This is a genomic window from Bacillus sp. SRB3LM (assembly GCF_015712745.1).
GTDB lineage: Bacteria > Bacillota > Bacilli > Bacillales > Bacillaceae_G > Bacillus_A > Bacillus_A thuringiensis_K.
Genome location: NZ_VWVQ01000114.1, coordinates 212,339 through 238,106 on the forward strand (window position 1 = coordinate 212,339; position 25,768 = coordinate 238,106).

A 25,768-nucleotide genomic window follows, 5' to 3' on the forward strand; every position below is an offset into this window, starting at 1 on the left:
CTTCGCTTCCCCCTTGCGGAAGTATCACTTATGCGTTCTTCATCTCTTCAATTTCTTGCTTTGTCATTTGTTCTCGCCAAATGTTTGCTCCAAGCCCTTTAAGCTTGTCCACTATATTCTCATAACCTCGATCAATATGCTCAAGTCCTGTTACTTCTGTAATTCCATCTGCCATTAACCCTGCAATAACAAGTGCCGCTCCCGCTCGTAAATCACTCGCCTTCACTTTTGCACCTTGCAGTAACACAGGACCAGTTACAATTGCCGAACGACCCTCTACTTTAATTTGAGCATTCATACGACGTAATTCATCAATGTGCTTGAAACGGGCACCGTAAATTGTATCTGTTACAACTCCCGTCCCGTGCGCCTTTGTTAAAAGCGTCGTAAACGGCTGTTGTAAATCCGTTGGAAAACCTGGATATACAAGCGTTTTGATATCAACTACTTTTAGCTTTCTATTACCGTTCACCGTAATTTGATCATCGTTCGTTTCAACTTGAACACCAGCTTCTCTTAGCTTTGCAGTAACTGATTCTAAATGCTGAGGAATAACATTATCAACCGTTACTTCTCCTCCTGATGCAGCTCCTAGAATCATATACGTACCAGCTTCAATACGATCTGGGATGATAGTATGGTGACAACCATGTAAAGAGTCCACACCATCTATTCGGATTACATCTGTACCAGCACCTTTAATACGTGCTCCCATGCTTGTTAACAATGTAGCTACATCAATGATCTCGGGCTCTTTCGCTGCATTTTCAATAACAGTTCTACCTTTCGCTCGTACAGCTGCTAGCATAATATTAATCGTAGCTCCTACACTAACAACATCTAAATAAATACGTGCCCCACGTAGCTCATCTGCTCTTAAATAGATGGCACCTTGTTCATTCGTAACATGTGCACCTAGCGCTTCAAACCCTTTAATATGCTGATCAATCGGCCTCGGTCCTAAATGACATCCACCCGGAAGCCCAATAACAGCTTTTTTAAAACGGCCAAGCATCGCACCCATTAAATAATAAGAAGCGCGCAATTTTTTCACTTTTCCATTTGGCAAAGGCATTGCAACCATGTTAGAAGGATCGACTACCATCTCCTCCTCCTGTCCATAAGTTACTTTCCCTCCAATTTCCTCTAGTAAGTCTCCTAACATTTTCACGTCCGAAATATTAGGGACACCACCAATAGTTACTGGAGTATCTGCTAAAATTGTCGCTGGAATTAATGCAACGGCACTGTTCTTTGCACCACTTACTCGAATTGTTCCATTTAAAGCTCTTCCGCCTTCAATTAGCAATTTTTCCATATTGAGCTCCCTTCTTGTGAATGTATTTACTTTCTATCTTTTTATAGAAAGCTCCCCTTAAGAATCTCAATTACTCTTTCCATCCCAAAACTCAATAAATAGGAAACCATTATCTTCATTTCTCCTATAGCACGAATAGATAAAGATCAACTATTCATCGAATTCACTTTATCAATTTAGATACGTTATCACATTTATTAATAGGACTATGCACATTATTTTCTATTTAAAAACCAAAAATGATAAAATCTTTAGACTTGTTCACGCTTTCATTATACAACGAAAGGAAACCGTCTAAAAGACTAGACGGTTTCCAAAACGGAATTTTATTCTTACGCTTTACCGTTAGAACCGAATTCGCGAATTTTACCAATAACAGTTGCTTTGATAGCGTCGCGGCCAGGTCCGATAAATTTACGAGGATCGTAAACTTCTTGGTCTTTGTTTAATACTTCACGAACAGCTTTTGTAAACTCGATTTGGTTCTCAGTGTTTACGTTGATTTTTGAAGTACCTAAAGAGATAGCTTTTTCGATATCAGCAGTTGGGATACCAGTACCACCATGTAATACTAAAGGTACGCCAGTGAAGTCACGAACTTGTTCCATTTCAGCGAATCCTAAGTTAGGCTCACCTTTGTAAGGACCGTGTACAGAACCTAAAGCTGGAGCTAGGCAATCGATACCTGTTGCTTCAACAAGGTGCTTACACTCTGCTGGGTCAGCGTAAATTACGCCTTCAGCGATTACGTCGTCTTCTTGTCCGCCAACTGTTCCAAGCTCAGCTTCAACAGATACGTTACGAGCGTGTGCGTATTCTACTACTTGTTTAGTAGTTTCAACGTTTTCTTCGAATGGGTGGTGAGAAGCGTCAATCATTACAGATGTGAAACCTGCATCGATTGCTTCTTTACATTTTTCGAAGCTTGAACCATGGTCAAGGTGAATCGCTACAGGAACAGTGATGTTCATTTCTTCGATTAAAGCTTTAACCATAGCTACAACTGTTTTGAAACCAGTCATATGACGAGCTGCACCCTCAGATACACCTAGGATTACAGGAGATTTTTCTTCTTCCGCAGCAGCTAAGATAGCTTGAGTCCACTCTAAGTTGTTCATGTTGAATTGACCAACTGCGTATTTTCCTTCTAGTGCTTTGTTTAGCATTTCTTTCATAGAAACTAAAGGCATGGTGAATCCTCCTAAAAAACGTTTTTTGTATCCGATAAGTTCTTATCGCTGGTAGTATGACCAGAATAAGGTAAAATATGTATATCTACATACCGGACTTTTTTCTACACTCAATAGGATAACAACTTGTACTCAAAAACTCAACCGTATTCACCTGCACAATAGTCCATGTAAACGCTTTTTTCCATATTTTTTATAAAAAATTCATTTTTATGCCTCTACAGCGAGCTCATTTCTCACAGCTTGACGAATTTCATCAATATCAAATGGTTTAGCAAAATGCATTAAAGCTCCTAAATCTTTTGCTTCTTGGATCATATCAAGTTCTCCATAAGCAGTCATTAAAATTACTTTAATACTCTCATCAATTTCTTTTACATGCTTTAAAATCTCTATACCATCCATGCCTGGAATTTTCATATCTAACACTACTAAATCTGGATTATCTTTTTTCACGATATCTAAAGCTTGAAATCCATTTGCTGCTTGGAATGTCTGATAACCTTCTTTTTGGAACACTTCATGTAATAACACACGAATCCCATATTGATCATCAACGATTAAAATTTTACCTTCCATAATTCCCAACCTTTCTGTGTAAGTACAAGATTTAAAGCTTCTTATATCTTAACGATTTATTTTCGCTATTCTTTGGCAAATTCCTTCCTATTCTTTCTTATTTTACCGTTTCCTATTTTGTTATGCTACCCTACGATTTCACCTTTCTAAAAAAATAAACTATAATGAAAGCCGGCAAACACGTACGAAGGGAGTAACATTATGTTAAAAATTTTTTCAACTCAATTAAGTGGTTATTTCTCCAGAGTTTCTCAAAAAGAAGAAATGAATATAGAAGATAGCGCTCGTTTACTTGCTCAAGCACTAGTTGGCGATGGTTTCATTTATTTATATGGTACAAATGAGATGGAGGGCGTTATTGCCGAAGCACTATTCGGTGCTGAACCAATGAAGCAAGCAAAACGCTTATTTGAAAATGGTAAAGAAGCAGAAGTAACCTCTGCGGATCGTGTACTTCTTATTAGCCGTTTTTCAACAGATGAAGCGGTTGTAGAAATTGCAAAAAAACTACAAGAAGAGGGACACTCTATTGTCGGCATTTCTGCTCTTCAAGAAGGTACGGAATCACTCGAACGATATACAGACGTACATATTGATATAAAACTGTTAAAAGGTCTTATTCCAGACGATGAAGGTAATCGCTACGGATTCCCAAGTTTAATAGTAGCTTTATTTGCTTATCACGGAATCAAATTTACAATCGATGAAATGTTAAACGAATATTAAAAAAAAGCGCCTTATTTCAGGCGCTTTTTTTATTACTTGCTCTCTTTATTCGTAATAGAAGCTCTTACGAAGTCATGGAACAATGGTTGTGGACGGTTTGGACGAGAAACAAGTTCTGGATGGAACTGTGCTGCCACGAACCAAGGGTGGTCTTTTAATTCAATGATTTCAACTAGACGGCCGTCTGGGCTTGTACCAGAGAATACAAATCCTTCTTTTTCCATATCCGGACGGAACTGGTTGTTGAACTCATAACGATGACGATGACGCTCATATACAACCGGCTCATTATAAGCATTGTAAGCATTTGTTTCTTCAGCAAGCTTACATGGGTATAGACCAAGACGAAGTGTACCACCTAGGTCCTCTACATCTTTTTGTTCTGGTAATAAGTCGATGATTGCATATGGTGTGTCAGGGTTGATTTCAGAAGAGTTAGCACCTTCTAAACCTAATACATTACGCGCGAATTCGATTGATGCAAGTTGCATACCTAAGCAAATTCCTAAGAATGGAACTTTGTTTTCACGAGCATATTGAATCGCAACGATTTTACCTTCTACACCACGATCACCGAAGCCACCTGGTACAAGGATACCATCTGTATCGCCAACTAATTCTTTTACGTTTTCTGCTGTTACGTGCTCAGCATTTACCCATTTCACTTCTACATCTGTGTCGAATGAGTAACCAGCATGACGAAGTGCTTCTACAACAGAAATATAAGCATCTTGAAGTTCTACATATTTACCAACAAGAGCGATTTTTGTTTTCTTAGAAAGATTACGCACTTTGTTAACTAGAGCAGTCCACTCTGTCATATCTGCAGCTGGATTGTCTAATTTTAAGTGGTCACAAACGATTTGGTCCATGTTTTGTTCTTGAAGAGATAATGGAACCGCATATAAAGTATCTGCATCGCGAGCTTCGATAACTGCTTTTGTATCGATGTCACAGAACAATGCAAGCTTGTCTTTCATATCTTGAGAAACAGGCATTTCTGTACGAACAACGATAATGTTTGGTTGAATACCTAAGCTACGAAGTTCTTTAACACTATGTTGTGTTGGTTTTGTCTTCATTTCACCCGCTGCTTTTAAGTACGGGATTAACGTACAGTGAATGTACATTACATTGTCACGACCGATGTCGCTCTTAATTTGACGGATTGCTTCTAAGAATGGTAGAGATTCGATGTCACCAACAGTCCCACCGATTTCTGTAATAACAACATCCGCATTTGTTTCACGACCAGAACGATATACGCGTTCTTTAATTTCGTTAGTAATGTGAGGAATAACTTGAACTGTTCCTCCTAAATATTCACCGCGACGCTCTTTTTGAAGAACTGAAGAGTAAATTTTACCTGTTGTTACGTTGCTGTATTTGTTTAAGTTAATGTCGATAAAACGCTCATAGTGACCAAGGTCTAAGTCAGTTTCTGCGCCATCATCTGTTACGAATACCTCACCGTGTTGATATGGGCTCATAGTCCCTGGGTCTACGTTAATGTATGGATCAAACTTTTGAATCGTTACGTTTAAACCACGATTTTTTAAAAGTCTTCCAAGAGATGCTGCTGTAATACCTTTTCCTAAAGACGATACTACACCGCCTGTTACAAAAATATACTTAGTCATGAAAAAGCTCCCTTCTATTTTGCTGTTATATAATCACCGTTGCAAAGCGCAACGTATGTAGATAACACTGTATCCATCTTATTGTTAGACTCTTTTTATTTTCTAAACAAAAAACAAAAAAGAAAATTGCTCCCCTCATCACAAAAAGTAATAAGTAGGGAGCAATTTTCTTTTATATTTACACTTTAAAAGTATTATCGTCCTTTTTTAAAGAGCCCAAAAATGATTCTACATGGACGATAATGAAAAGTCAAGAACTACAGTTCTTCCTCTTCTTCTTCTTCAGTTTCATCATACTCAAGTTCTTCTTCAGCGAAGTCATCGTCATCTTCGTCTAAATCATCAAGATCGTCGTCATCTCCGTCTTCTTCTTCAAGAACCTTGTCCAAATCTTCTACATCGTCTTCATCTTCACTTACGTCTGCATCGTCGAAGTCATCTTCATCTTCTTCAATGTAGTCATCAAAACCGTCTTCTTCAACTTTACGTTTCTTCTTCGGTTTTGGTTGAGGCAAGATTTCTTCATCAATTTGCTCGTATGGGTACCAGCTGCGTAGTCCCCAACGATTTTCTCCTAAATTAATGAAACGTCCATCGATGTTTAAGTCTGTATAAAATTGTGCGATTTTCGCATTAACTTGCTCTTGAGATAGTCCCAGCACTTGAGCGATTTCTTGAACCAACTCGTTGAATGTCGTTGCTTGTTTTTTATCCCCTAAAACGCTATGTACAACTTCAATCATTGAACATTCTTTTAGCTCTTCTGGTGAATATTGCTTAAAATCCACTTATGCGGCACTTCCTTTCATCAAATATAACCTTATATATAACGGCCTGCTTAAAAAAATCCATACTATTCATTATAAACAAAAGTCGCACAAATATGCTACAAAAAAAACGGGAAACTTTTATAGGGTAGTAAAATTATAATTTGTCTGTTCCTTATTTCGGAAGCATATGGGCCCCTTGCAATACATACCTAATTTGCATTTCTGTATATTCTTCGAGCGTATACAGTTTTTGCAACGCCCAGCGTCTAAATCCCCACATCTGCCCTTGTATAAAAATATTATGGGCAAGAAGCTGTATTTCTTTTTTATTTAATGTAAATGTTCCATTTTCCGTACACTGTTCTAAAATATCCTCGAACATTCCTACCATTTGAAACTCCTTTTCTAATACATACGGAAGTGATTCTTTCGGTAAAAAGCGTACCTCTTGATACATTATCAATACTTCTTCCTGCAATTCGTCCATCACTTTAAAGTAATTCGTTATTGCTATCTTTAAACTTTCTACACTCCCTTTTTCTGTACACACTACTTCCTCTAATCGTTCTTTTACATGTTCATATATACTATCACAAACTAAATATAAAACATCGTCTTTTGTACGAATGTACTCATAAAGTGTCCCTATACTAAATCCAGCCGCTTTTGCAATTTCTCTCGTTGTTGTACGCGGAAATCCTTTTTGTTTAAACAGTTGCACCGCACCTTTAATCATTTGTTCACGTCTTAACGCAACTAATTTTTCATCTTTCACCGATGCATGTACATTATGTTTAACCATTCCCTTCACCTCTCTCTATTATTTTTTGGAAGGAAAAAGCGTAGGAAAATACCTACGCTTTCGTTCCTACTTCGTTAACATACGAGAAATTACAAGCCTCTGAATCTCTTGTGTTCCTTCATATATTTGTGTAATCTTTGCATCTCTCATATAACGCTCTACTGGATAATCTTTCGTATAGCCGTAACCACCAAATACTTGCACCGCTTCAGTCGTCACCTTCATAGCTGTATCCCCTGCAAATACTTTTGACATCGCTGATTCTTTTCCATACGGAAGCCCTTCTGATTCAAGCCAAGCCGCTTGATATGTTAAAAGGCGTGCCGCTTCTACATCTGTTGCCATATCTGCAAGTTTAAAGCCAATCCCTTGCTGCGCCGCAATTGGTTTTCCAAATTGATGGCGCTCCCTTGCATATTCTACAGAAGCATCTAAAGCCCCTTGTGCAATACCAACAGCTTGCGCCGCAATACCGTTACGACCTCCATCTAATGTTTGCATCGCAACTTTAAACCCTTGCCCCTCTTCTCCAAGTAGATTCTCTACAGGAATACGGCAATCTTCAAACATAATTTCAGTCGTTGGTGAAGAGCGAATCCCTAGCTTGCTCTCCTTCTTCCCAACTGAAAATCCCGGTGTATCACTTTCTACAATAAATGCACTCGTACCACGCTGCTTCGATTCAGGATCAGTTAGCGCAAAAACAACATAAATATCAGCAATACCGCCATTTGTAATGAAAATTTTTGATCCATTTAAAATATAATGGTCTCCATCTCTCTTTGCAATTGTCTTCATTCCACCAGCATCCGATCCAGATCCTGGCTCCGTTAAGCCGTATGCACCAATTTTCTTCCCTTCAGCCATCGGTCGTAAAAATTTTTGCTTTTGCTCTTCCGTCCCAAATTTAAAAATTGGCCATCCCGCAAGTGAAGTATGCGCGGACAGTGTTACGCCTGTTGAAGCACAAACGCGAGATAATTCTTCAATAGCGATTACGTACGCTAAGTAATCGCTTCCAATTCCGCCGTACTCTTCAGGCCATGGAATACCAGTTAAACCAAGCTCTGCCATTTGATCAAATAATTCTCGATCAAATCGCTCTTCCTCATCACGCTCAGCTGCTGTTGGTGCCACTTCATTTTTAGCAAAATCTCGAACCATTTTTCTTATCATTTCATGTTCTTCTGATAGTTTAAAATGCATCTCCGTCTCCCCCTCGCCCTTTTATAAAGCACGGCTAATAACAAGTTTCTGTATTTCACTTGTTCCTTCATATATTTGCGTGATTTTCGCATCACGGAAAAATCGTTCTACTGGATAGTCTTTCGTATAACCGTAACCACCAAATACTTGCACCGCCTCAATCGCGACTTCAACCGCTGTCTTAGAAGCAAATAATTTCGCAATAGATGCTTCTTTACCGCATGGTAATCCTTGTGCCCTAAGAGATGCCGCTCTATATACGAGTAACCTTGCTGCCTCGACACTTGTTGCCATATCTGCAAGTTTAAAGCCAATCCCTTGCTGCGCCGCAATGGGCTTCCCGAATTGTTCTCGTTCTTTTGCATAATCAATCGCACATGCAAGCGCCGCTTCAGCAATTCCTAACGCCTGTGCACCGATTCCAATTCGCCCAACATCTAAATTCGCCATCGCCACCTTGAATCCTTGTCCTTCTTCCCCAAGTAAATTCTCAGCTGGTACTTTCATATCTTCAAAAGTAAGTTGTACTGTACGAGAACCGAGAAGTCCCATCTTATGTTCATCTTTTCCGATGATTAAACCAGGTGTATCTTTCTCTACTATAAATGCAGAAATACCACTTTTTCCTGCCTTTGGATTTGTAGAAGCGAATACAATGTATGTACTTGCTTCACCACCATTTGTAATAAACACTTTCGATCCATTAATAATATAATGATCGCCTTTTTTCACAGCTCTTGATTTCAAACTCCCTGCATCTGATCCTGCATTTGGCTCTGTTAAAGCAAATGCGCCTAAATATTCCCCGGTTGCAAGTTTAGAAACATATTTTTTCTTCTGTTCTTCTGTTCCGAAATATAAAATCGGATTCATTCCAACTGACGTATGTACAGCTAAAATTACACCAACTGTTGCACTTACCTTTGAGATTTCCTCAATTGCTAGAATGTAAGAAATAAAGTCCATTTCTGCCCCGCCGTATTTTGCAGGCGCTGGAATACCCATTAATCCAAGCTCACCCATCTTTTGTAAAATCTCTTTCGGGAACCCCCCTTGTTCCATACTAGGAACAAAGGGAGCTATTTCCTTCTGTGCAAAGTCCTGAACCATTTTCCTCATCATTTGCTGCTCTTCATTAAAACGAAAGTTCATATATTCCGCCTCCATTTGCTATATATCCTTTAAATAATTTGGTAAGACCACTATGTTGTAACAAAGGGGGCATTTATTCGTAAACGTAGAATCCACGACCTGTTTTACGCCCTAACCATCCTGCATTCACATACTTACGTAATAACGGACATGGGCGATATTTACTATCTCCTAATCCTTCATGCAACACTTCCATAATGTATAAACACGTATCTAAACCGATAAAATCAGCGAGTGTCAAAGGCCCCATCGGATGGTTCATACCAAGCTTCATGACTTCATCAATTGCTTCTTTCGTCGCTACACCTTCATATAACGTATAAATCGCTTCGTTAATCATCGGTAGCAAAATGCGGTTTGATACAAAACCTGGGAAATCATTCACTTCAACTGGTACTTTCCCAATTTTTTTCGTAATATCTTCAATTGCTTCATATACCGCATCATCGGTAGCCAAACCACGAATAATCTCAACAAGCTTCATAACTGGAACTGGATTCATAAAGTGCATACCGATTACTTTTTCCGGACGCTTCGTTACCGCTGCAATTTCTGTAATTGGCAGAGATGACGTATTCGTCGCTAAAATTGCATGTTCTGGAGCAATTTCATCTAGATTCGCAAAGATTTTCTTTTTAATATCCATTTTCTCAACAGCTGCTTCAATAATAAGATCCGCTTCTTTCACACAATCTAAATCAAGCGTTACTGTAAGACGATTTAATGTCGCTTCCTTCTCTTCTTCCTTCATGCGTCCTTTTTCTACTTGGCGCGCTAGGTTTTTCGTAATGATAGCCAATCCTCTATCTAATTGCTCTTGTTTTAAATCTTGTACCTTCACGTCATATCCTGCCATTGCACATACTTGTGCAATTCCTGATCCCATTTGCCCTGCACCAATTACAACAATGTTTTGTACACCCATTTTTTCTTCCCCCTTAATTGTTAATAAATTTTATACCCTCGAACTTTAATTAGTGAACTTCAATCATCACCGCGTCCCCTTGACCGCCACCGCTACAAATCGAAGCAATTCCAATTCCGCCGCCGCGCTGCTTAAGTGCATGGATTAGTGTAACGATAATGCGCGCTCCGCTTGCTCCAATCGGATGTCCCATCGCCACTGCGCCGCCATTTACATTCAATTTTTCTGGATCAATTCCTGCGATTTCTGTACTTGCGATTGCTACCGCTGCAAATGCTTCATTAATCTCGAATAAATCGATGTCTTCAATTGTCTTGCCTGTTTTTTCAAGCAATGCGTTAATTGCATAACCTGGCGTTCTTGGGAAATCTTTAGATTCCACTGCAATTGCTGTATGCGCCAAAATTGTCGCTAATGGCTTTCTTCCTTCTTGCTTCGCTCTGTCTTCGCTCATTAATACAAGTGCGGCACCACCATCGTTTAGTCCTGGCGCATTACCAGCTGTCACCGTCGCTGTCTTATCAAATACAGGTTTTAACTTTGCTAACTTTTCAATCGTTGTATCTTCACGTGGCGCCTCATCCTTTGCAACGACAATAGGATCGCCTTTTCTTTGCGGAATCGTTACTGGTACGATTTCCTCTTCAAAACGCCCTTCTTTATGCGCTGAAACCGCACGCTGATGGCTACGATATGCCCATTCATCTTGCGCTTCGCGAGAAATTCCATCTTCCTTTGCAACTTCTCCGCCATAAACGCCCATGTGTGTACCTGAAAATGCGCATGTTAAACCGTCAGCAACGTTTAAATCAATAACTTCGTTGTTGCCCATTCTGTATCCCCATCTTGCTCCACGTAAAATGTAAGGACTGTTACTCATCGACTCCATACCGCCAGCTACAATCAGTGATTGATCGCCAGTACGAATAATCTGATCCGCTAAAGTAACCGCACGAAGCCCTGATGCACAAACTTTATTCACTGTTTCCGTCTGCACTTCCCAAGGGATTCCAGCAGCCCTCGCAGCTTGGCGCGATGGAATTTGTCCCTGCCCACCTTGAATAACCGTTCCAAATATAACTTCTTCAACATCACTAGCCGCAACATTTGCTCTTTCAAGCGCTGCTTTAATTGCAATTCCTCCAAGTTCCTTCGCTTTTACATCTTTTAAAGATCCTCCAAATTTTCCAACTGGTGTTCTTGCAGCACTTAAAATAACTGTTTTACTCATGTTTCTTTCCCCCATTTCATTTTTTAACACTGAGCGCTCGCTCGGTATCCCTACGTTGAGAAGAGGTGCAATCATTGCACCTCTTTCTAAAGTTGTATACATTCTTACAAACTACATCGCTTCTTTTTTCTGTCCGATAACAGATCGTTCTAAAATCTCTGTCACATCAAGAGTTTGAACTTTCTCTTCTACCTCTTTCGCTTTCGTTCCATCACTGATCATCGTTAAGCAATATGGACAACCTGTACCAATAATGGATGGCTGTACAGCTAATGCTTGTTCTGTACGAGCAACGTTAATACGAGAACCTGTTGTTTCTTCCATCCACATTAAGCCACCACCTGCGCCACAGCACATTCCCGTTTCACGATTACGTGCCATTTCTACAAGATTCACTCCAGGAATCGCTTTCAAAATGTCACGTGGCGCTTCGTACACTTCGTTGTATCTTCCTAAATAACAGGAATCATGGTACGTAACTGTTTCTTCAATAGCGTGAACAGGCTTTAAGCGCCCTTCTTTCACCCACTGAGCTAACAATTCTGTATGATGATAGACTTCTGCTTGCAAGCCAAAGTCCGGATACTCATTTTTAAATGTGTTATAAGCATGAGGATCAATCGTAACGATTTTCTTCACTCCTGCCTTTTCAAATTCTTCGATATTCTTTGTCGCCATCTCTTGGAATACAAATTCATTTCCGAGGCGGCGTGGTGTATCTCCAGAATTCTTTTCTTTATTACCGAGAATTGCGAATGAAATGCCTGCTTCGTTCATTAACTTCGCAAACGATATCGCAATCTTCTGACTACGATTGTCGTATGATCCCATTGAACCAACCCAGAATAAATACTCGAATTCCTCCCCAGCTTTTGATTTTTCTTTTACAGTTGGAACTGTTACTTCGTCATCACCTTGGCGCCATGTTTCACGCTCTTTACGGTTCAGCCCCCACGGATTTCCTTGACGCTCGATATTTGTCATCGCGCGTTGTGCTTCCGCGTCCATTTTTCCTTCTGTTAAAACGAGATATCGACGTAAATCAATAATTTTGTCAACATGCTCATTCATAACTGGGCATTGATCTTCACAGTTACGACACGTTGTACATGCCCAAATCTCTTCTTCTGTAATAACATCTCCGATTAAACTCGGATCGTAAGCGAGTGTTGTAGACGCTGATTCTTGTTGTCCTTTTCCAGCTGCCATCATCGCTAACTGATTTCCTTGTGTGTTATTGAAGGCAACTACTGGAACCCACGGTGCTTTTGATGTTACCGCAGCTCCTTTATCAGTTAAATGATCGCGAAGTTTTAAAATTAAGTCCATCGGCGATAACATTTTTCCTGTTCCTGTTGCCGGACACATATTTGTACAACGGCCACACTCTACACAAGCGTATAAGTCAATAAGTTGATTTTGTCTAAAGTCTTCAATTTTACCAACACCAAATGTTTCTTGCGTTTCATCTTCAAAATCAATCTTTTCAAGCTTCCCTGGGTTTGAAAGACGACCGAAGAATACATTAGCTGGTCCCGCAATTAAATGCGCATGTTTTGATTGTGGAACATACACTAAAAACGTTAACAAAATTAGTAAATGCACCCACCAAGAAAAATAGAACACTGAAATGGCTACGGTTTCATTTATCCCGCTAAAAACGTAAGCGATTGCAGAAGCAATTGGTTCACTCCATGAAAGCTCCTCGCCATGCCATATAATTCCCATACCGTTACCAAGTAGCACAGAAATCATTAAGCCACCGATAAAGATAAGAACAAGACCTGATTTGAAGTTACGTTTTAAACGAACAAGCTTTTCTACATAACGTCTATGAAAAGCCCAAAATACTGCAATTAAAATAACAAGTGTGACAATTTCCTGGAAGAATGTAAATGCAGGGTATAGTGGTCCAAGTGGAAGATGTGATCCTGGTGCGAGTCCTTTCCAAACGAAGTCAATTGCTCCAAATTGGACAAGAATAAATCCGTAAAAGAACATAACGTGAATGATGCCGCTTTTCTTATCTTTCAGCAGCTTTTTCTGACCGAAAACATTGACCTTAAGGAGATCCCAACGCTCTTTAAAACGACGGTCAAATTCAATTTTTTTCCCTAATTGTATGTAGGCCATTCTCGTCCGTATAAGATATACAAACAAATATCCTGCATAAGCAATAACAGCAATGGCAGCCAGCCAATTAATGATCAGTAAGCTATTCATTTTTATGCTACCCCTCTCTTTGTAAGCCCTCTTTCTTTTTTCGAATCTTCAAAAATATATAATTTTCTGAATTATATCCCCTATCCCCATTATATAATGAGTGAGCATTCAGTCAACAGTTTTTTGTTATAGAACAACACATTTTTTCATAAAGCTGTTTATTTCGGTGAAACTATAAAGTGAAACTTTAATCAGTAGGGGTGGTTCATCCCCCGCTGATTATTAGTTGAACCAATCGGGCTTTTACGGGCAGTTGATTTCCAAACTAACTTCTACTTATTCAACAGTTTTGAGTTGAAAGGCTTACTGCCCGTTAAAGCGGGATAAAGTGAAACTTTAATCAGTGCAACATACTATCCTCTAATGAAATTTATAATAAGAGCCATGCTACCCGTATCATTTGTAACACACTGAAGGTGAAAAGAATGCGAAGGAGGGAATTCACTGATGCTCTACTTATCTCTTTTGTTAATATCCGTTGCTCTTTGGATTACAATTGACCTTTCATACGGGCGACTTCTTCATTTAAAACGAGTAAGCCCTCGCACTTTCCCTTTACGTCAAAGTGATTTTCACCTTTATACATACGGGAAAGATTTATATGACGCTTTATTTACTGATATAAAACAAGCACAGCATCACATTCATATTTTATTCTTCATTGTAAAAAACGATAAAATCAGTCGTGAATTTTTAAAATTGCTGATTGATAAGGCTCAGGAAGGAATTGAAGTACGACTTTTACTTGATCGATTTGGCAGCCATTCTTTATCAAACGAAGCTATTCGCTCCCTGCAAAAACATGGTATATCTTTTTCATTTTGTCATAAGGTAAAATTTCCTCTGCCTTTCTTTTCTGCTAATCAAAGAAATCATAGGAAAATTACAGTGATTGATGGGAAAACCGGCTATATCGGGGGATTTAATATCGGCGAAGAGTATCTAGGGCATAATGAATATTTAGGATTATGGCGAGACTATCATTTACGCCTTACAGGAGAAGGGGTTCAAGATTTACAAAAGCAATTTTTGCATGACTGGTTTGATGATACGAAACAGAATTTATTGGATGCTTCTCTTTATTTTCCAAAACAAAACAAAGGTACCATCCTGCATCAATTTATTCCGACTGATGGTGCTTATTTACAACATACTTTTTTACATTTAATTAACGGGGCAAAAAAAGAAATCTGTATCGGTACACCATATTTCATTCCTGGAAAAAAAATTATGAATGCCTTATTAAAAGCAAGAGAAAGAGGGGTTCAAATCACAATTCTTGTTCCAGAAAAAGCTGATCACCCTCTCGTTCGAGAAGCAAAATTCCCGTACTGCCGAAAATTAATACAGGCTGGTTGCAATATTTATGCATTTCAACAAGGATTTTTTCACGCCAAAATTATTATAGTGGACGATGATATTTGTGATATCGGAACGGCAAACTTTGATATGAGAAGTTTATATATTAACCATGAAATAAACTGCCTGTTATATAATAAACATTTCATTCAAACAGTAAAAAATAAATTCCATGAAGATCTAGAGAATGCATCCGTACTTTCCTATAGTGATGTAAACCCGCCTTCTCTTATCGATAGAGGAAAGGAATGGATTGGAACAATGCTTGCTTTCTTTTTATAGGAAAAACAATGAATAAAAGGGGGTATCTCATATGATTATACGGTTTGGATATGTCTCACATGCAATGGCACTCTGGGACTGTTCTCCTGCCAAAACAATGACGTTTACAAGCTTTAAGAAACTCAGCAAGCAAGAACGAGAAGACAAACTGTACCATGTTATAAGGCAAAATTTAGAGCACACAATACGTATCCTTCATTACAATATAGCACATGAAATCCCACTATATCGCCTATCATCTTCCATCGTCCCACTTGCAACACATCCCGAAGTCGAGTTTGACTATATTGGGGTATTCACACCACTTTGGCGTAAAATAGGGGCTTTAATTAAAGAACACAATTTACGAATAAGTTTTCATCCAAATCAATTTACGCTATTTACAAGCGACAAGCCACATATTACTACTAACGCTATTACGGATATGACTTATCATTATAAAATATTAGATGCTATAGGCATTGCAGATTCTTCTTACATTAATATTCATGTAGGTGGAGCCTATGGAAATAAAGAAAAGGCAATTGAGCGCTTCCATGAAAACATAAAAAAACTTCCTACACATATAAAAAAACAAATGACTCTTGAAAACGATGATAAAACATATACAACTGCTGAAACTTTATCAATTTGCCAAAAAGAAAATATCCCATTTGTATTTGATTATCATCATCATATGGCCAATCTTTGCGAAGAACCACTAGAAGAGTTGCTTCCTGCAATTTTTGAAACTTGGTCACATACAAATATTTCTCCTAAAGTTCACATTTCCTCCCCGAGATCGGAAAAAGAATTTAGGGCCCATGCTGAATATATCGATTTAGAGTTTATTAAGCCCTTCTTACACATTGCGAAAAAAAACAATCATAATTTCGATATTATGATTGAAAGTAAACAAAAAGACTTAGCACTATTCCAATTAATAGACGAACTTTCTGCTATAAGAGGAATGAAAAGAATAGGTGGTGCAAAGTTACAGTGGTAAATTGTAACTTTGCACCATTTTTTCAAAAAAGTAATTTTTATAGTAAAAAACATTCTATTTTATATGCTATTATTTAAATTAGCATTTTCTCCCCGAGATTCAACTTTATTGAAACGGAGTCATAATATGATTAATCAAAAAAAGTATATACAATCTGTCATAATATACATATTTATATTTGCTCTTTGGATATTCCTTATACCAAATGAGTTGAATATAAAAGAAACCGGGATTCTTTTCTTATTCTGTTTCGCTGCACTTTTTTCTTGCTATTGCTTATGTAAAGCGATTAGAAAAATGACACATGGTGATAAATTATTTTGGATTTTATTATTATGTACTTGTCTATGCGGGTTAGCTATGGAGATAACTTTATTCCTTCATTCACTTTCCATTCATGAGCAAGTTATATTCTCATATAAAGCATTACCTTTTTTTATCATACAATATGTTTTACTCTTTGTTGGATTTGCTATAAAGTTTATAAAAATTTACTCTATTAAGGGTCTTGCTCAATTTTCATTCGATAGCATCTTTATCGTTATTATGAACATTTATTTCACTTTAACTTTTATCTTGGACCTTTCAAGCTTCCGTATGTTAACAAAGGAAACTTGGATTTTAATTGGCTATTTCATTGCACAATCATTAGTAATTTACGCCGTTATTAGTCTATATAGAAGAGAACAATATTCTTCTAGTAGAATTGCACTAATTACCGGTTTCACTATTGTACTCGTATACGGTTATATTCATCTGTTTCAATTGAATTTTAAGATGAAAACTTCTGCTGAAATTAATTATTTAATACACACTGCTTCTATTTTATTAATTGGACTTTCTTCCATACTATATATATTGGATAAACCAATGCAGCATGAAACGAAAGCAAAATATTATCGATTCGATTATATACGTTTTATACTACCTTATTTTAGTATTATTATTACTTTTTCCTTTATTATCATTCAACCTTGGGATGATAAATTCATGTTAATTGGCCTCGTATTATCACTTATTTTGTTATTCTTGCGGCAACTTTACATGTGGAAAGATAATCAAATACTAATCCATACATATGAACAGTTGACTACACAACTAGAGGGCGAAGTGGAAGAAGGTGCATTTGCATTATCAAAAAGTGAACAACGCTATAAGTCCTTATTCGAAGATCATCCCGATGCCGTTTTCTCTTTAAATATGAATGGCATTTTTCAACAATCTAATAAGGCTTGCGAAAGCTTATTTACTGCCTATTATTGCGAAGTGGCAAGCTATTCTCTGCTACACTTCATTGATTCAAAAGACCACGAACTACTAAAGAAGGCTTTACAAATTACAAAGGAAGGTAGGCCACAAACGTTAGAAGTTCGTACAAAAGAACAAGAAGGCTATTATTATTATCTCCATATTACACTTATCCCTACTTTTATAAACAAAGAAGTGGTCGGAATGTTTGGGATAGCGCGTGATATTACCACTTTATATGAAAAACAAAAACAAGTAGAGCATTTAGCTTTTCACGATGCACTTACTGGATTACCAAATCGCCGAAAGTTCGAAAAAGATTTAAAAGCCATTTTAAATACAGCTCAAACTAACGCAAATGATGCCGCCGTCATATTCCTTGATTTAGATCGATTTAAAAAAATTAACGATAGACTTGGTCATGACGTCGGAGATTTATTATTAATTGAAGTAGCAAAAAGATTACGCAGTTGCTTGCGTTCAAAAGATATCGTCGCTCGCCAAGGTGGAGATGAGTTTACAATTCTATTACCAGAAATGTACTCAGAAAAAAGTGCAATTTTTATAGCTGAACAGATTTTAACTATTTTAAACAAACCATTCTTCATTCAAGGGGAAGAACTCTCTATTACACCAAGTATCGGAATTGCGATGTACCCTGATTATGGAACTGATGTAAATGAGTTAATGAAAAATGCTGATATGGCTATGTATTGTGCGAAAGCAAATGGAAAAAACAGATTTGTTTTCTTCTCAAAAGAAATGAGTATCGCTCAAAATGAAATTCAATTTTTAGAGGGTGAACTTTCAAAAGCATTACAACAAAATGAATTTTTCCTTGAATACCAGCCACAAGTAAGCACAAAAACAAAACAAATCATCGGTTTTGAAGCATTAATACGTTGGAAGCATCCAAAACTCGGTATCGTATCTCCTGCCCAATTTATCCCTCTAGCAGAGGAAACTGGTTTTATTATTGAACTTGGCAATTGGATTTTACGGACTGCCTGTTTAGAGGCAAAAAGATGGCATAATCAAGGTTTTTCTCACTTAAAGGTTGGTGTGAATTTATCTGTTGTTCAATTTAATCATACAGATTTAATCCCAACTATTTCAAAGGTGTTGGAAGAAACAGAGCTGAAACCAGAAGCACTAGATATTGAAATTACGGAAAGCATCGCAATTAATCAAAACCAATCTGTAGTTGCAAAACTAGAACAGCTTCAAAATCTCGGTATTCAAATTTCAATCGATGACTTTGGAACCGGTTATAGTTCTTTAGCTTATTTAACAAAATATCCAATCAACACATTAAAAATTGCTCGAGAGTTTATTTGTGGAATTACAACTAGCCCTTTAGAAGAAGCTATTGTCGCTTCCATTATTACACTATCAAAAGAACTAAATTTAGAAGTGATTGCAGAAGGTGTAGAAACGGAAGAAGAATGGGAATTTTTACATAAACACAATTGTGATCACATTCAAGGTTTCTTTATTAGCAAACCTGTTTCTAGTAAAGACGTTTGGATGTTACTCCATAAAAAAACAACCGTCTAAGTTAAGACGGTTGTTTCTTAAAACTCAAAAGGCATATCTGAAGCTAATTGTACCTCTTGATCATCATGAGAAATTACTTGGCTTTTCTCTAAAGCTGTATCTGCTAATGAAATACCCCATGCCATCGCTAACGTTAATAGACTACCAATAAGTAGTTTCTTCATATTCCATCACCCACATTTTTTCTTTTAATATATCATGAAAATTTATCCATACATTATGCAATTATGCATATTTAGTTTTTGCGTTATTTTATTTCGGCATTTTTTTCATAAACTTTTCTTTATACGTATGCATTTCTAATATATCAAAAAAGAAACACGCTTTTTCATAAGCCTCTTCACTCTCTGCCTCATCATAGCCTAGCTTTTCTAAGCATTCACCTTTTTGATAGTATAGTTGCCCAATCAACGCCATACTATTAATTCGACACGATATTTCAATAGCTTTATTTATTTGATAAAGAGCCTCTTCATATTGATTATCTAAGTATAATGTTTTCGCATAATTATGTCTTACCTTCACATCAAACTCTTTATTTTCAGGTAATGCCTCTAATTGCTTTAATATACCTTCAAATAACTCCATACCCTTCTTAAAGTAACCATTTTCAGCATAAATATTTGCAATTGCATTCTCTATATAAAGGTTTTGGTACACATCAATCCCAGTTAATTGTTGGTTTAACAATTTTTTTAATTCTAAAATACAATATTCATAATCACTTTTCTTCAATACATACGCTGCTACATGATATTGCCATTGAAGAAATTGCTGAAACTCAGGATGATATTCTTCCTTTTTCAACTCATTCCATACTTTATTATAAATCTCTTTATATTTCTTTTGCTTACAAAGCATAATGATTTGATCTTTTAACTGCTTTTTCCTCTCAATGTCAGAATAAATGAGTACCTCATAAAAATGAATAATGGGAACTTGTAACTTTGCTGCAATACCTTGCAATATATCCATACTTGGGTATACCGCACCCGATTCAATTCTGCTTACTTCCGATTGATGACATATGTTCTCGGATAACTGTTTTTGTGTTAATCCTCTTAACACTCTAATTTTCTTAATTTCACTTCCTAATTTCTCTGCTTGCATACTTACTCACCATCCCATTATAACAATCTAATTTGTTAAGTTGTCATACCACTACAATAATGTGAATTCGACAATTTTTGATATGAAATAATGCATAATATATATAAAATTCGGCAAATTTTTCATACAATTCATCTCACATACAATAATAGATTAGGAGTGTTATAGATGAATTATAGAAAACTTGCCAGTGCTTTCGTTACATTCGGTCTTCTTTACCCTTTATCAACAGAAGCTATTCATGCTCAAGAATTAGACAAAAGTGCAGTCAAAGTTGAAATTGCTCAGCCTGGTTTAACAATCGGGAAATTAACACAACCTCAAAATGATACGAAAGAAAATATTGCTAAAAAGTATTTAAAAGGTGAGGTAGATGGGGCTAAAGCTCAACAAGAACAAGTCACTACTGAAAAAAATGTAGATTTCCAACCTACAAATAAAGAAACCAAAGAAAATCAAACCGAAGTTCGCCTTGCACAAACATATAAAAACTATAAAGTATATGGCCAAGATCTCATTGTAAAAGTAGATAAAAATGGAGTAATCACAACTGTTAGTGGTAAAGTTGTTCAAAATTTAAATCAACAACCTAATCTTACTATAACAAATTTTTTGTCGAAAAATGAAGTAAAATCTAAATTACGCGATATAGTTCAAATTCCAAGTGATGCAGTTGAGACAGAATTCTCTAGCGAAACCGTTGTTTATAAGAAAAAAGATGGCTATTATACATTCGCAACTGTTATTACATTTACTTATGAAAACAATGAACAAATTATAAACGGCAATGCTATCGTTGATTTAAAAACTGGCGAAGTACTTTTCCAAGAAAAATTCATTAAAAACAAAGAGAATAAGACTATAAATCAAGTAACGTCACCTAGATTATCCCCTGCAAGTGAGCAAGGAACTGGGAAAAATGCACTTCAAGAAAACATCTCTTTTAATATTGCCAAAGGAACTGATGGGAAATTTTATTTAGCGGATTTATCACGCGGAAATGGTATTTATATTTATAATGCAAACTACGCCGATTCCCTCGGAGGATATAGTCAAGCTGGTTATCCAGGGACACTAATTTCAAGTAGCAATCCTAATTTTGCAGACAAAGAAGCCGCGGGCGCTATGAAGAACATGAGTGATATTTACGATTACTTTAAGAAAGAACATAATCTAAAAAGTTACGACAATAAAGATTCAAAAGTTGTTGCTAGTGTACACGGTTTTGATTCTACTGAAGTTAGTGATGGTGTAAAAGAAGACTATGTAAATGCATTTTGGCATCCTGCTTGGAACCAAATGGTATTTGGTGATGGTTTAGACGGAAAACTAACATCAGCTCTTGATGTAACAGCTCATGAATTTGGACATGCTGTATTCAGTGGCACAACGAAAAATAAAGTCGTGAGATATCCAAGCGCTGAAACATCTGCACTAAACGAGGGATTAGCGGATTTCTGGGGTACACAAATCGAATATTACGTAAAGAAAGATAAAGGAAACTGGATTATGGGCGATACATTAGGTGGCCTAACAATTCGTGATATCCCAAGGGAAATTGGTGACGGCGGTCATAAACTATATACAAATTTACAAGATTTCTATAACGATGGTAATAATCAAGAATCACACGTGAATTCTGGTATTATCAGTCACGTATTATATCAATTAGCTGAAGGTAAAACATATAACGGTGTTGCTGTTCAAAAACAAGGAAATGAAAAAGTAAGTAAAGTTGTTATGCGTACATTGCAAAATTATGCAACTTCCGCTGAAGACTTTGAATCACTTCAATCTCATATCGTACAAGCTGCAAAGGATTTATATGGAACTGCCGTATCAAATGAATTTGCAAAGGCATTTGAAGCACACGGTTACAAACCGTTACAAAAAATAAATAAAGTAATAGCGGTACAATAATAAAAAAGAAGTTTACCAATCATAGGTAAACTTCTTTTCATATCCATCCCTTTTCTTCCGCAATTGTAATTGCTTCAATTCTATTTTTCGCATCAAGCTTCGCTAATACTTCAGAAATATAATTACGTACTGTACCCGGCGAAAGATAAAGCGCCTTCGCAATTTCGTTTGCCGTCTTTCCTTCTTTCGCAAGCAACAATACTTCCTTTTCGCGATCTGACAACGGATTTTGCTCCTGCCATAGGCCGAACATTAAATCTTGGGAGACCTCTCGTTTCCCCTTCATTACATTACGAATTGCTGCTGCTAAATCTTCACTTGGGCTATCTTTTAACAAATATCCGTGCACACCAGCTTTCATTGCTCGTTCAAAATAACCAGGTCTTGCAAATGTTGTTAAAATCATTACTTTGCATGATGATTTTTCTTTCTTTAAAGCCTCAGCGACATCCAATCCACTTTGAATCGGCATTTCAATATCCATAATACTTACATCTGGCTTTAACGATTCAATTAATTGTAACGCCGCTTCCCCGTTCGCAGCTTGCCCAATTACTTCGATATCATCTTCTAGGTCAAGCAGGGCCCCTAACGCACCACGAAGCATCCGCTGATCTTCTGCAATAATAATTCGGATCATGCCCTCACCTCATCTTTTCCTGTTCTAATAACAACTGGAACTTTTACTGTTAACAACGTCCCTGGATTGATTGTACCTAGTTCAACAAATCCATCAATAAGAGCAATTCGTTCTTTCATGCCGCGAATACCATTTCCATCATGATTTTGATCTGTTAAACCGATTCCGTTATCTTCTACTTGTAAAATCAGCTCACCTTGCGATTCTAATACAGAAACTGCGCACCGCGTTGCCTTACTATGTTTTACAACATTTGTAACGGCCTCACGTAAACACATCCCGACAATATTTTGTTCAATTGGTGATAACGAGCTCGATCTTGCTTCTTGCCTCACTTCTAATTCAATATTAGCTGCTTGTAAGATCGCTTTTATTTGCTCTAGCTCTTCTTCTACCGTAATCATACGCATATCAGAAATTAATTCCCTCAGCTGTTTTAAGGCTGTACGAGATGTTTGTGTAATTTCCTTCGCTTCCGCACTTGCACGCTCTGGATTTTTCAAAATCAACTTCTCAACGAGCTGGCTTTTTAAAGTAATAAGAGATAGCGTATGTCCTAATGTGTCATGAAGATCTCTTGCAATCCGCTGCCGTTCTTCACGTTTTACTAAGTCTTTAATTTGCTCGTTCGCCTCATCTAATTGATTTCTTAACATCTTTTTCTGATTAAAATTACGCATACCAAATGGCGTAAGAAGCATTAAAATAAACATCGGAACGATATTTACTAAACTTGTAGTTGTTAATTGATTCATCTTTACAACTAAAAATGCTCCAAGCATTATAACTAACGAACATAAAAGCACTCGAAATACTTTCTTATTTGGCGCAAATCCCATCGCACTTGCTGTGAAAAAGCCAAAAAATATCATAAAAGGATTATAAAATAAAGCAAATAAAAAGATGAGTATCATTTGAATGCATGCCCAAAAAACAAACGTCCTCTGAACAAAATATAGCTGACGGTATGTAATAATAAAAAGTATCAACATACCGCTTCCTAGCACAAGCTTCCATCCTGATGCTTGTGCTAAGTGATAAATTGGAAATAATAGATAAACAAACCACATGTATGGAAAGAATCCCATATGTTTCGGAAAAATCTCAACCCTCTTCTTCTCTATCATTTATACCGCTTCCTGTCTTTTTCTTATATATATTGATACTACAACAAATATAAGGAAATAACCTCCTAATACCGCGATATTTTCCCATCCAATTGATTTTCCAGCTACAATATCCCACGCACCACTTCCGAAATGGTATGTCGGTGTCCATTCACCAATCGTTCTTAATATTTTTGGGAATACTTCAATCGGCATCCACAACCCGCCAACTATAGCTAAACTCATATTTAAAATATTTGCTAAGCCAGCAGCTGCGTCCGCCTTCTTAATGGAACCTATTACTGTTCCTAACGCTAAAAATGGTGTTACCCCTAACAATAACCATAACCCCGCACCAATCCATTGCCCTACCGTTAACTCAACATGATTAATTAGTATCCCTGCAATAAAGATAACTAATATTGAAAAAGCATTTACTACTGTTTGAGCGATAATTTTTGCTGTTAAATATGCTCCCTCTGGAAGCGGTGTAATTTTTAGAAGATGTGTCCATCCTTGCCCTCTTTCCTGAGAAAGTCTCACACCGAAACTAAAGAGTGCAGTCCCTACAATACTGAAAGTTGCCATCGAAATTAAATAATGTGCTTTCCACGCATCTCCGTTTTGTGGTACTTGAACAACATTTGTAAAAATGTAGTAAAACATAACAGGCATTAATAATGAGAAAAAGATAAATAATTTATTGCGGAATGTACGTAAAATTTCTATTTTGCACTGCATCCATAACGCTCTCATGCGATTTCCTCCTTCTGATTTGCGACAAACTGTTCAAATGCCTCATCAAGGCTTCCACGTTCAACTGAAACATCTGTTACAGGTAAACTCCTTTGATAAATGGCTTTTAAAGTTGCATCCGTATCCTCCGTTGTTAAAATGAAGCGTCCTTCGTTTGACTTTACTTCTGTTACATTTGGTAATTCCTTTAGTAATTTTGTAGGAATGCTTTCCTTCGAATAAAATGTGATTGTTTTTCTCGAAATCGTTGCTTTCATTTCGTCTGGTGTACCATCTGCGATAATCTTTCCGTTCGCAAATAATAAGATACGATTTGCTAAAGCATCTGCTTCTTCTAAATAATGCGTCGTTAAAATAATCGTTTTCCCTTCATTTGCTAACTTTCGAATCGTTTCCCAAAACGTTCTTCGAGACGTAATATCCATTCCGACTGTCGGCTCATCTAAAAATAACAAATCCGGATTTCCCGCAAGTGCAAGCGCAAAGTTTAATCTTCTTTTTTGCCCACCTGATAATTTCTCACATCTTTGCTTTCGCTCTGATTCTAAATTTGATAACTGCAGTAACGTTTCTTTCGCTATAGGATTCGTATAATAACTACGGAATAACTCAATTGCCTCTTCCACCGTAATACTATCAATGACACTTACTTCTTGCAGCATCGCACCGAAGCTATTACGAACATCCCTATGCTTTGGACTCTTTCCAAATATAAAGACCTTACCTTCTGTTGGATCCTTTAATCCAAGCATCATCGACATCGTCGTTGTTTTTCCCGCACCATTCGGACCAAGTAACGCTACTATTTCCCCTTTATTTACATGAAATGAAACATTATTTACTGCGCTTTTATGTTTAAATGTTTTAGAAACACCATTTACTTCAATAATCTTTTCCATCTCTCCACCCCCGCTGTTTCTTATATTTACATTGTATTACTTGGAAAACTTAGGAAACAGTATGATGCGTCATGACATCGATATGACAATTGTCATGTATTCTTTATGAGAGGAATCAACCCGCATACCGCAAGCGAGTAGCAG

General features: G+C 37.1%; 22 protein-coding genes. 5 read left to right on the forward strand and 17 right to left on the reverse strand.

Annotated elements, in window-relative coordinates; genetic code table 11:
• Positions 1–28 precede the first annotated feature (28 nt).
• From murA to spo0F, 3 genes are all read right to left on the reverse strand, one after another.
• Positions 29–1,318, reverse strand: a complete 1,290-nt coding sequence (gene murA / locus F3I02_RS33435; protein ID WP_000413254.1) for a UDP-N-acetylglucosamine 1-carboxyvinyltransferase — start codon at positions 1,316–1,318, stop codon at positions 29–31.
• Positions 1,319–1,650: 332 nt separating this feature from the next.
• Positions 1,651–2,508: a class II fructose-bisphosphate aldolase gene (locus F3I02_RS33440; protein WP_001131855.1), complete on the reverse strand. Its 858-nt coding sequence runs from the start codon at positions 2,506–2,508 to the stop codon at positions 1,651–1,653.
• Positions 2,509–2,718: 210 nt separating this feature from the next.
• Positions 2,719–3,087 (reverse strand): sporulation initiation phosphotransferase Spo0F, encoded by a 369-nt coding sequence (gene spo0F, locus F3I02_RS33445; RefSeq protein WP_000398594.1) that lies wholly within the window; start codon positions 3,085–3,087, stop codon positions 2,719–2,721.
• A 201-nt stretch (positions 3,088–3,288) separates the two neighbouring features.
• On the opposite strand from spo0F, the gene F3I02_RS33450 reads away from it, so the two are divergent.
• The gene (locus F3I02_RS33450) at positions 3,289–3,813 is read left to right on the forward strand and encodes a DUF2529 domain-containing protein (RefSeq protein ID WP_000912412.1); all 525 of its coding nucleotides are present in this window, start codon (positions 3,289–3,291) and stop codon (positions 3,811–3,813) included.
• A 32-nt stretch (positions 3,814–3,845) separates the two neighbouring features.
• Here F3I02_RS33450 and pyrG read toward each other — a convergent pair whose 3' ends face one another.
• The 8 genes from pyrG to F3I02_RS33490 all read right to left on the reverse strand — a co-directional run bounded on the left by pyrG (position 3,846) and on the right by F3I02_RS33490 (position 13,762).
• Positions 3,846–5,453 (reverse strand): CTP synthase, encoded by a 1,608-nt coding sequence (gene pyrG, locus F3I02_RS33455; RefSeq protein WP_000170460.1) that lies wholly within the window; start codon positions 5,451–5,453, stop codon positions 3,846–3,848.
• A gap of 257 nt (positions 5,454–5,710) precedes the next feature.
• Positions 5,711–6,241, reverse strand: a complete 531-nt coding sequence (rpoE, locus tag F3I02_RS33460; RefSeq protein ID WP_000346280.1) for a DNA-directed RNA polymerase subunit delta — start codon at positions 6,239–6,241, stop codon at positions 5,711–5,713.
• A gap of 154 nt (positions 6,242–6,395) precedes the next feature.
• Positions 6,396–7,025, reverse strand: coding sequence for a TetR/AcrR family transcriptional regulator (locus tag F3I02_RS33465; RefSeq protein WP_000238603.1), 630 nt, complete (start codon positions 7,023–7,025; stop codon positions 6,396–6,398).
• A 66-nt stretch (positions 7,026–7,091) separates the two neighbouring features.
• The gene (gene acdA / locus F3I02_RS33470; protein WP_000545543.1) at positions 7,092–8,231 is read right to left on the reverse strand and encodes an acyl-CoA dehydrogenase AcdA; all 1,140 of its coding nucleotides are present in this window, start codon (positions 8,229–8,231) and stop codon (positions 7,092–7,094) included.
• 21 nt (positions 8,232–8,252) lie between these two features.
• Positions 8,253–9,383 (reverse strand): acyl-CoA dehydrogenase family protein, encoded by a 1,131-nt coding sequence (locus F3I02_RS33475; RefSeq protein WP_196478851.1) that lies wholly within the window; start codon positions 9,381–9,383, stop codon positions 8,253–8,255.
• 73 nt (positions 9,384–9,456) lie between these two features.
• Positions 9,457–10,308: a 3-hydroxybutyryl-CoA dehydrogenase gene (locus F3I02_RS33480; protein WP_000538874.1), complete on the reverse strand. Its 852-nt coding sequence runs from the start codon at positions 10,306–10,308 to the stop codon at positions 9,457–9,459.
• A gap of 49 nt (positions 10,309–10,357) precedes the next feature.
• Positions 10,358–11,641 carry an acetyl-CoA C-acetyltransferase gene (locus F3I02_RS33485; protein ID WP_196478852.1) on the reverse strand — a complete coding sequence of 428 codons (1,284 nt, stop codon included), beginning with the start codon at positions 11,639–11,641 and terminating at the stop codon, positions 10,358–10,360.
• A gap of 9 nt (positions 11,642–11,650) precedes the next feature.
• Complete coding sequence (locus F3I02_RS33490) at positions 11,651–13,762, reverse strand: (Fe-S)-binding protein (RefSeq protein WP_001086769.1); 2,112 nt, start codon at positions 13,760–13,762, stop codon at positions 11,651–11,653.
• Positions 13,763–14,209: 447 nt separating this feature from the next.
• On the opposite strand from F3I02_RS33490, the gene cls reads away from it, so the two are divergent.
• From cls to F3I02_RS33505, 3 genes are all read left to right on the forward strand, one after another.
• Positions 14,210–15,403, forward strand: a complete 1,194-nt coding sequence (gene cls, locus F3I02_RS33495) for a cardiolipin synthase (RefSeq protein ID WP_000966412.1) — start codon at positions 14,210–14,212, stop codon at positions 15,401–15,403.
• 31 nt (positions 15,404–15,434) lie between these two features.
• Positions 15,435–16,388, forward strand: a complete 954-nt coding sequence (gene uvsE, locus F3I02_RS33500) for a UV DNA damage repair endonuclease UvsE (RefSeq protein WP_000586777.1) — start codon at positions 15,435–15,437, stop codon at positions 16,386–16,388.
• A gap of 126 nt (positions 16,389–16,514) precedes the next feature.
• On the forward strand, positions 16,515–19,193 hold the full coding sequence (locus F3I02_RS33505; RefSeq protein WP_196478853.1) for a DUF4084 domain-containing protein: 2,679 nt from the start codon (positions 16,515–16,517) through the stop codon (positions 19,191–19,193).
• 17 nt (positions 19,194–19,210) lie between these two features.
• On the opposite strand, the gene F3I02_RS33510 is transcribed toward F3I02_RS33505, so the two are convergent.
• Together F3I02_RS33510 and F3I02_RS33515 are read right to left on the reverse strand one after the other, a co-directional pair.
• The gene (locus F3I02_RS33510) at positions 19,211–19,357 is read right to left on the reverse strand and encodes a quorum-sensing peptide PapR (protein ID WP_000734722.1); all 147 of its coding nucleotides are present in this window, start codon (positions 19,355–19,357) and stop codon (positions 19,211–19,213) included.
• A gap of 88 nt (positions 19,358–19,445) precedes the next feature.
• Positions 19,446–20,303: a helix-turn-helix domain-containing protein gene (locus F3I02_RS33515; protein WP_001147495.1), complete on the reverse strand. Its 858-nt coding sequence runs from the start codon at positions 20,301–20,303 to the stop codon at positions 19,446–19,448.
• 168 nt (positions 20,304–20,471) lie between these two features.
• On the opposite strand from F3I02_RS33515, the gene F3I02_RS33520 reads away from it, so the two are divergent.
• Positions 20,472–22,223 carry a M4 family metallopeptidase gene (locus F3I02_RS33520; RefSeq protein WP_001109524.1) on the forward strand — a complete coding sequence of 584 codons (1,752 nt, stop codon included), beginning with the start codon at positions 20,472–20,474 and terminating at the stop codon, positions 22,221–22,223.
• A gap of 37 nt (positions 22,224–22,260) precedes the next feature.
• Here F3I02_RS33520 and F3I02_RS33525 read toward each other — a convergent pair whose 3' ends face one another.
• Genes F3I02_RS33525 through F3I02_RS33540 form a run of 4 tightly spaced genes read right to left on the reverse strand, consistent with a single transcriptional unit; the run spans position 22,261 to position 25,624 of the window.
• Positions 22,261–22,863 (reverse strand): response regulator transcription factor, encoded by a 603-nt coding sequence (locus tag F3I02_RS33525; protein WP_000619235.1) that lies wholly within the window; start codon positions 22,861–22,863, stop codon positions 22,261–22,263.
• Positions 22,860–23,990, reverse strand: a complete 1,131-nt coding sequence (locus F3I02_RS33530) for a histidine kinase (protein ID WP_196478854.1) — start codon at positions 23,988–23,990, stop codon at positions 22,860–22,862. Before F3I02_RS33530 ends, F3I02_RS33525 begins: the two co-directional genes overlap by 4 nt.
• Positions 23,991–24,725, reverse strand: coding sequence for an ABC transporter permease (locus F3I02_RS33535; RefSeq protein WP_001202431.1), 735 nt, complete (start codon positions 24,723–24,725; stop codon positions 23,991–23,993).
• On the reverse strand, positions 24,722–25,624 hold the full coding sequence (locus F3I02_RS33540; RefSeq protein WP_196478855.1) for an ABC transporter ATP-binding protein: 903 nt from the start codon (positions 25,622–25,624) through the stop codon (positions 24,722–24,724). The genes F3I02_RS33535 and F3I02_RS33540 overlap by 4 nt, the downstream gene beginning before the upstream one ends.
• Positions 25,625–25,768: the final 144 nt, after the last annotated feature.

Bases quoted from the DNA above. Each gene is read 5' to 3' on its own strand.
- murA (WP_000413254.1), bottom strand. From the start codon at position 1,318: ATGGAAAAATTGCTAATTGAAGGCGGAAGAGCTTTAAATGGAACAATT.
- F3I02_RS33440 (WP_001131855.1), bottom strand. From the start codon at position 2,508: ATGCCTTTAGTTTCTATGAAAGAAATGCTAAACAAAGCACTAGAAGGA.
- spo0F (WP_000398594.1), bottom strand. From the start codon at position 3,087: ATGGAAGGTAAAATTTTAATCGTTGATGATCAATATGGGATTCGTGTG.
- F3I02_RS33450 (WP_000912412.1), top strand. From the start codon at position 3,289: ATGTTAAAAATTTTTTCAACTCAATTAAGTGGTTATTTCTCCAGAGTT.
- pyrG (WP_000170460.1), bottom strand. From the start codon at position 5,453: ATGACTAAGTATATTTTTGTAACAGGCGGTGTAGTATCGTCTTTAGGA.
- F3I02_RS33465 (WP_000238603.1), bottom strand. From the start codon at position 7,025: ATGGTTAAACATAATGTACATGCATCGGTGAAAGATGAAAAATTAGTT.
- acdA (WP_000545543.1), bottom strand. From the start codon at position 8,231: ATGCATTTTAAACTATCAGAAGAACATGAAATGATAAGAAAAATGGTT.
- F3I02_RS33475 (WP_196478851.1), bottom strand. From the start codon at position 9,383: ATGAACTTTCGTTTTAATGAAGAGCAGCAAATGATGAGGAAAATGGTT.
- F3I02_RS33480 (WP_000538874.1), bottom strand. From the start codon at position 10,308: ATGGGTGTACAAAACATTGTTGTAATTGGTGCAGGGCAAATGGGATCA.
- F3I02_RS33485 (WP_196478852.1), bottom strand. From the start codon at position 11,641: ATGTATACAACTTTAGAAAGAGGTGCAATGATTGCACCTCTTCTCAAC.
- F3I02_RS33490 (WP_001086769.1), bottom strand. From the start codon at position 13,762: ATGAATAGCTTACTGATCATTAATTGGCTGGCTGCCATTGCTGTTATT.
- cls (WP_000966412.1), top strand. From the start codon at position 14,210: ATGCTCTACTTATCTCTTTTGTTAATATCCGTTGCTCTTTGGATTACA.
- uvsE (WP_000586777.1), top strand. From the start codon at position 15,435: ATGATTATACGGTTTGGATATGTCTCACATGCAATGGCACTCTGGGAC.
- F3I02_RS33505 (WP_196478853.1), top strand. From the start codon at position 16,515: ATGATTAATCAAAAAAAGTATATACAATCTGTCATAATATACATATTT.
- F3I02_RS33510 (WP_000734722.1), bottom strand. From the start codon at position 19,357: ATGAAGAAACTACTTATTGGTAGTCTATTAACGTTAGCGATGGCATGG.
- F3I02_RS33515 (WP_001147495.1), bottom strand. From the start codon at position 20,303: ATGCAAGCAGAGAAATTAGGAAGTGAAATTAAGAAAATTAGAGTGTTA.
- F3I02_RS33520 (WP_001109524.1), top strand. From the start codon at position 20,472: ATGAATTATAGAAAACTTGCCAGTGCTTTCGTTACATTCGGTCTTCTT.
- F3I02_RS33525 (WP_000619235.1), bottom strand. From the start codon at position 22,863: ATGATCCGAATTATTATTGCAGAAGATCAGCGGATGCTTCGTGGTGCG.
- F3I02_RS33530 (WP_196478854.1), bottom strand. From the start codon at position 23,990: ATGATAGAGAAGAAGAGGGTTGAGATTTTTCCGAAACATATGGGATTC.
- F3I02_RS33535 (WP_001202431.1), bottom strand. From the start codon at position 24,725: ATGAGAGCGTTATGGATGCAGTGCAAAATAGAAATTTTACGTACATTC.
- F3I02_RS33540 (WP_196478855.1), bottom strand. From the start codon at position 25,624: ATGGAAAAGATTATTGAAGTAAATGGTGTTTCTAAAACATTTAAACAT.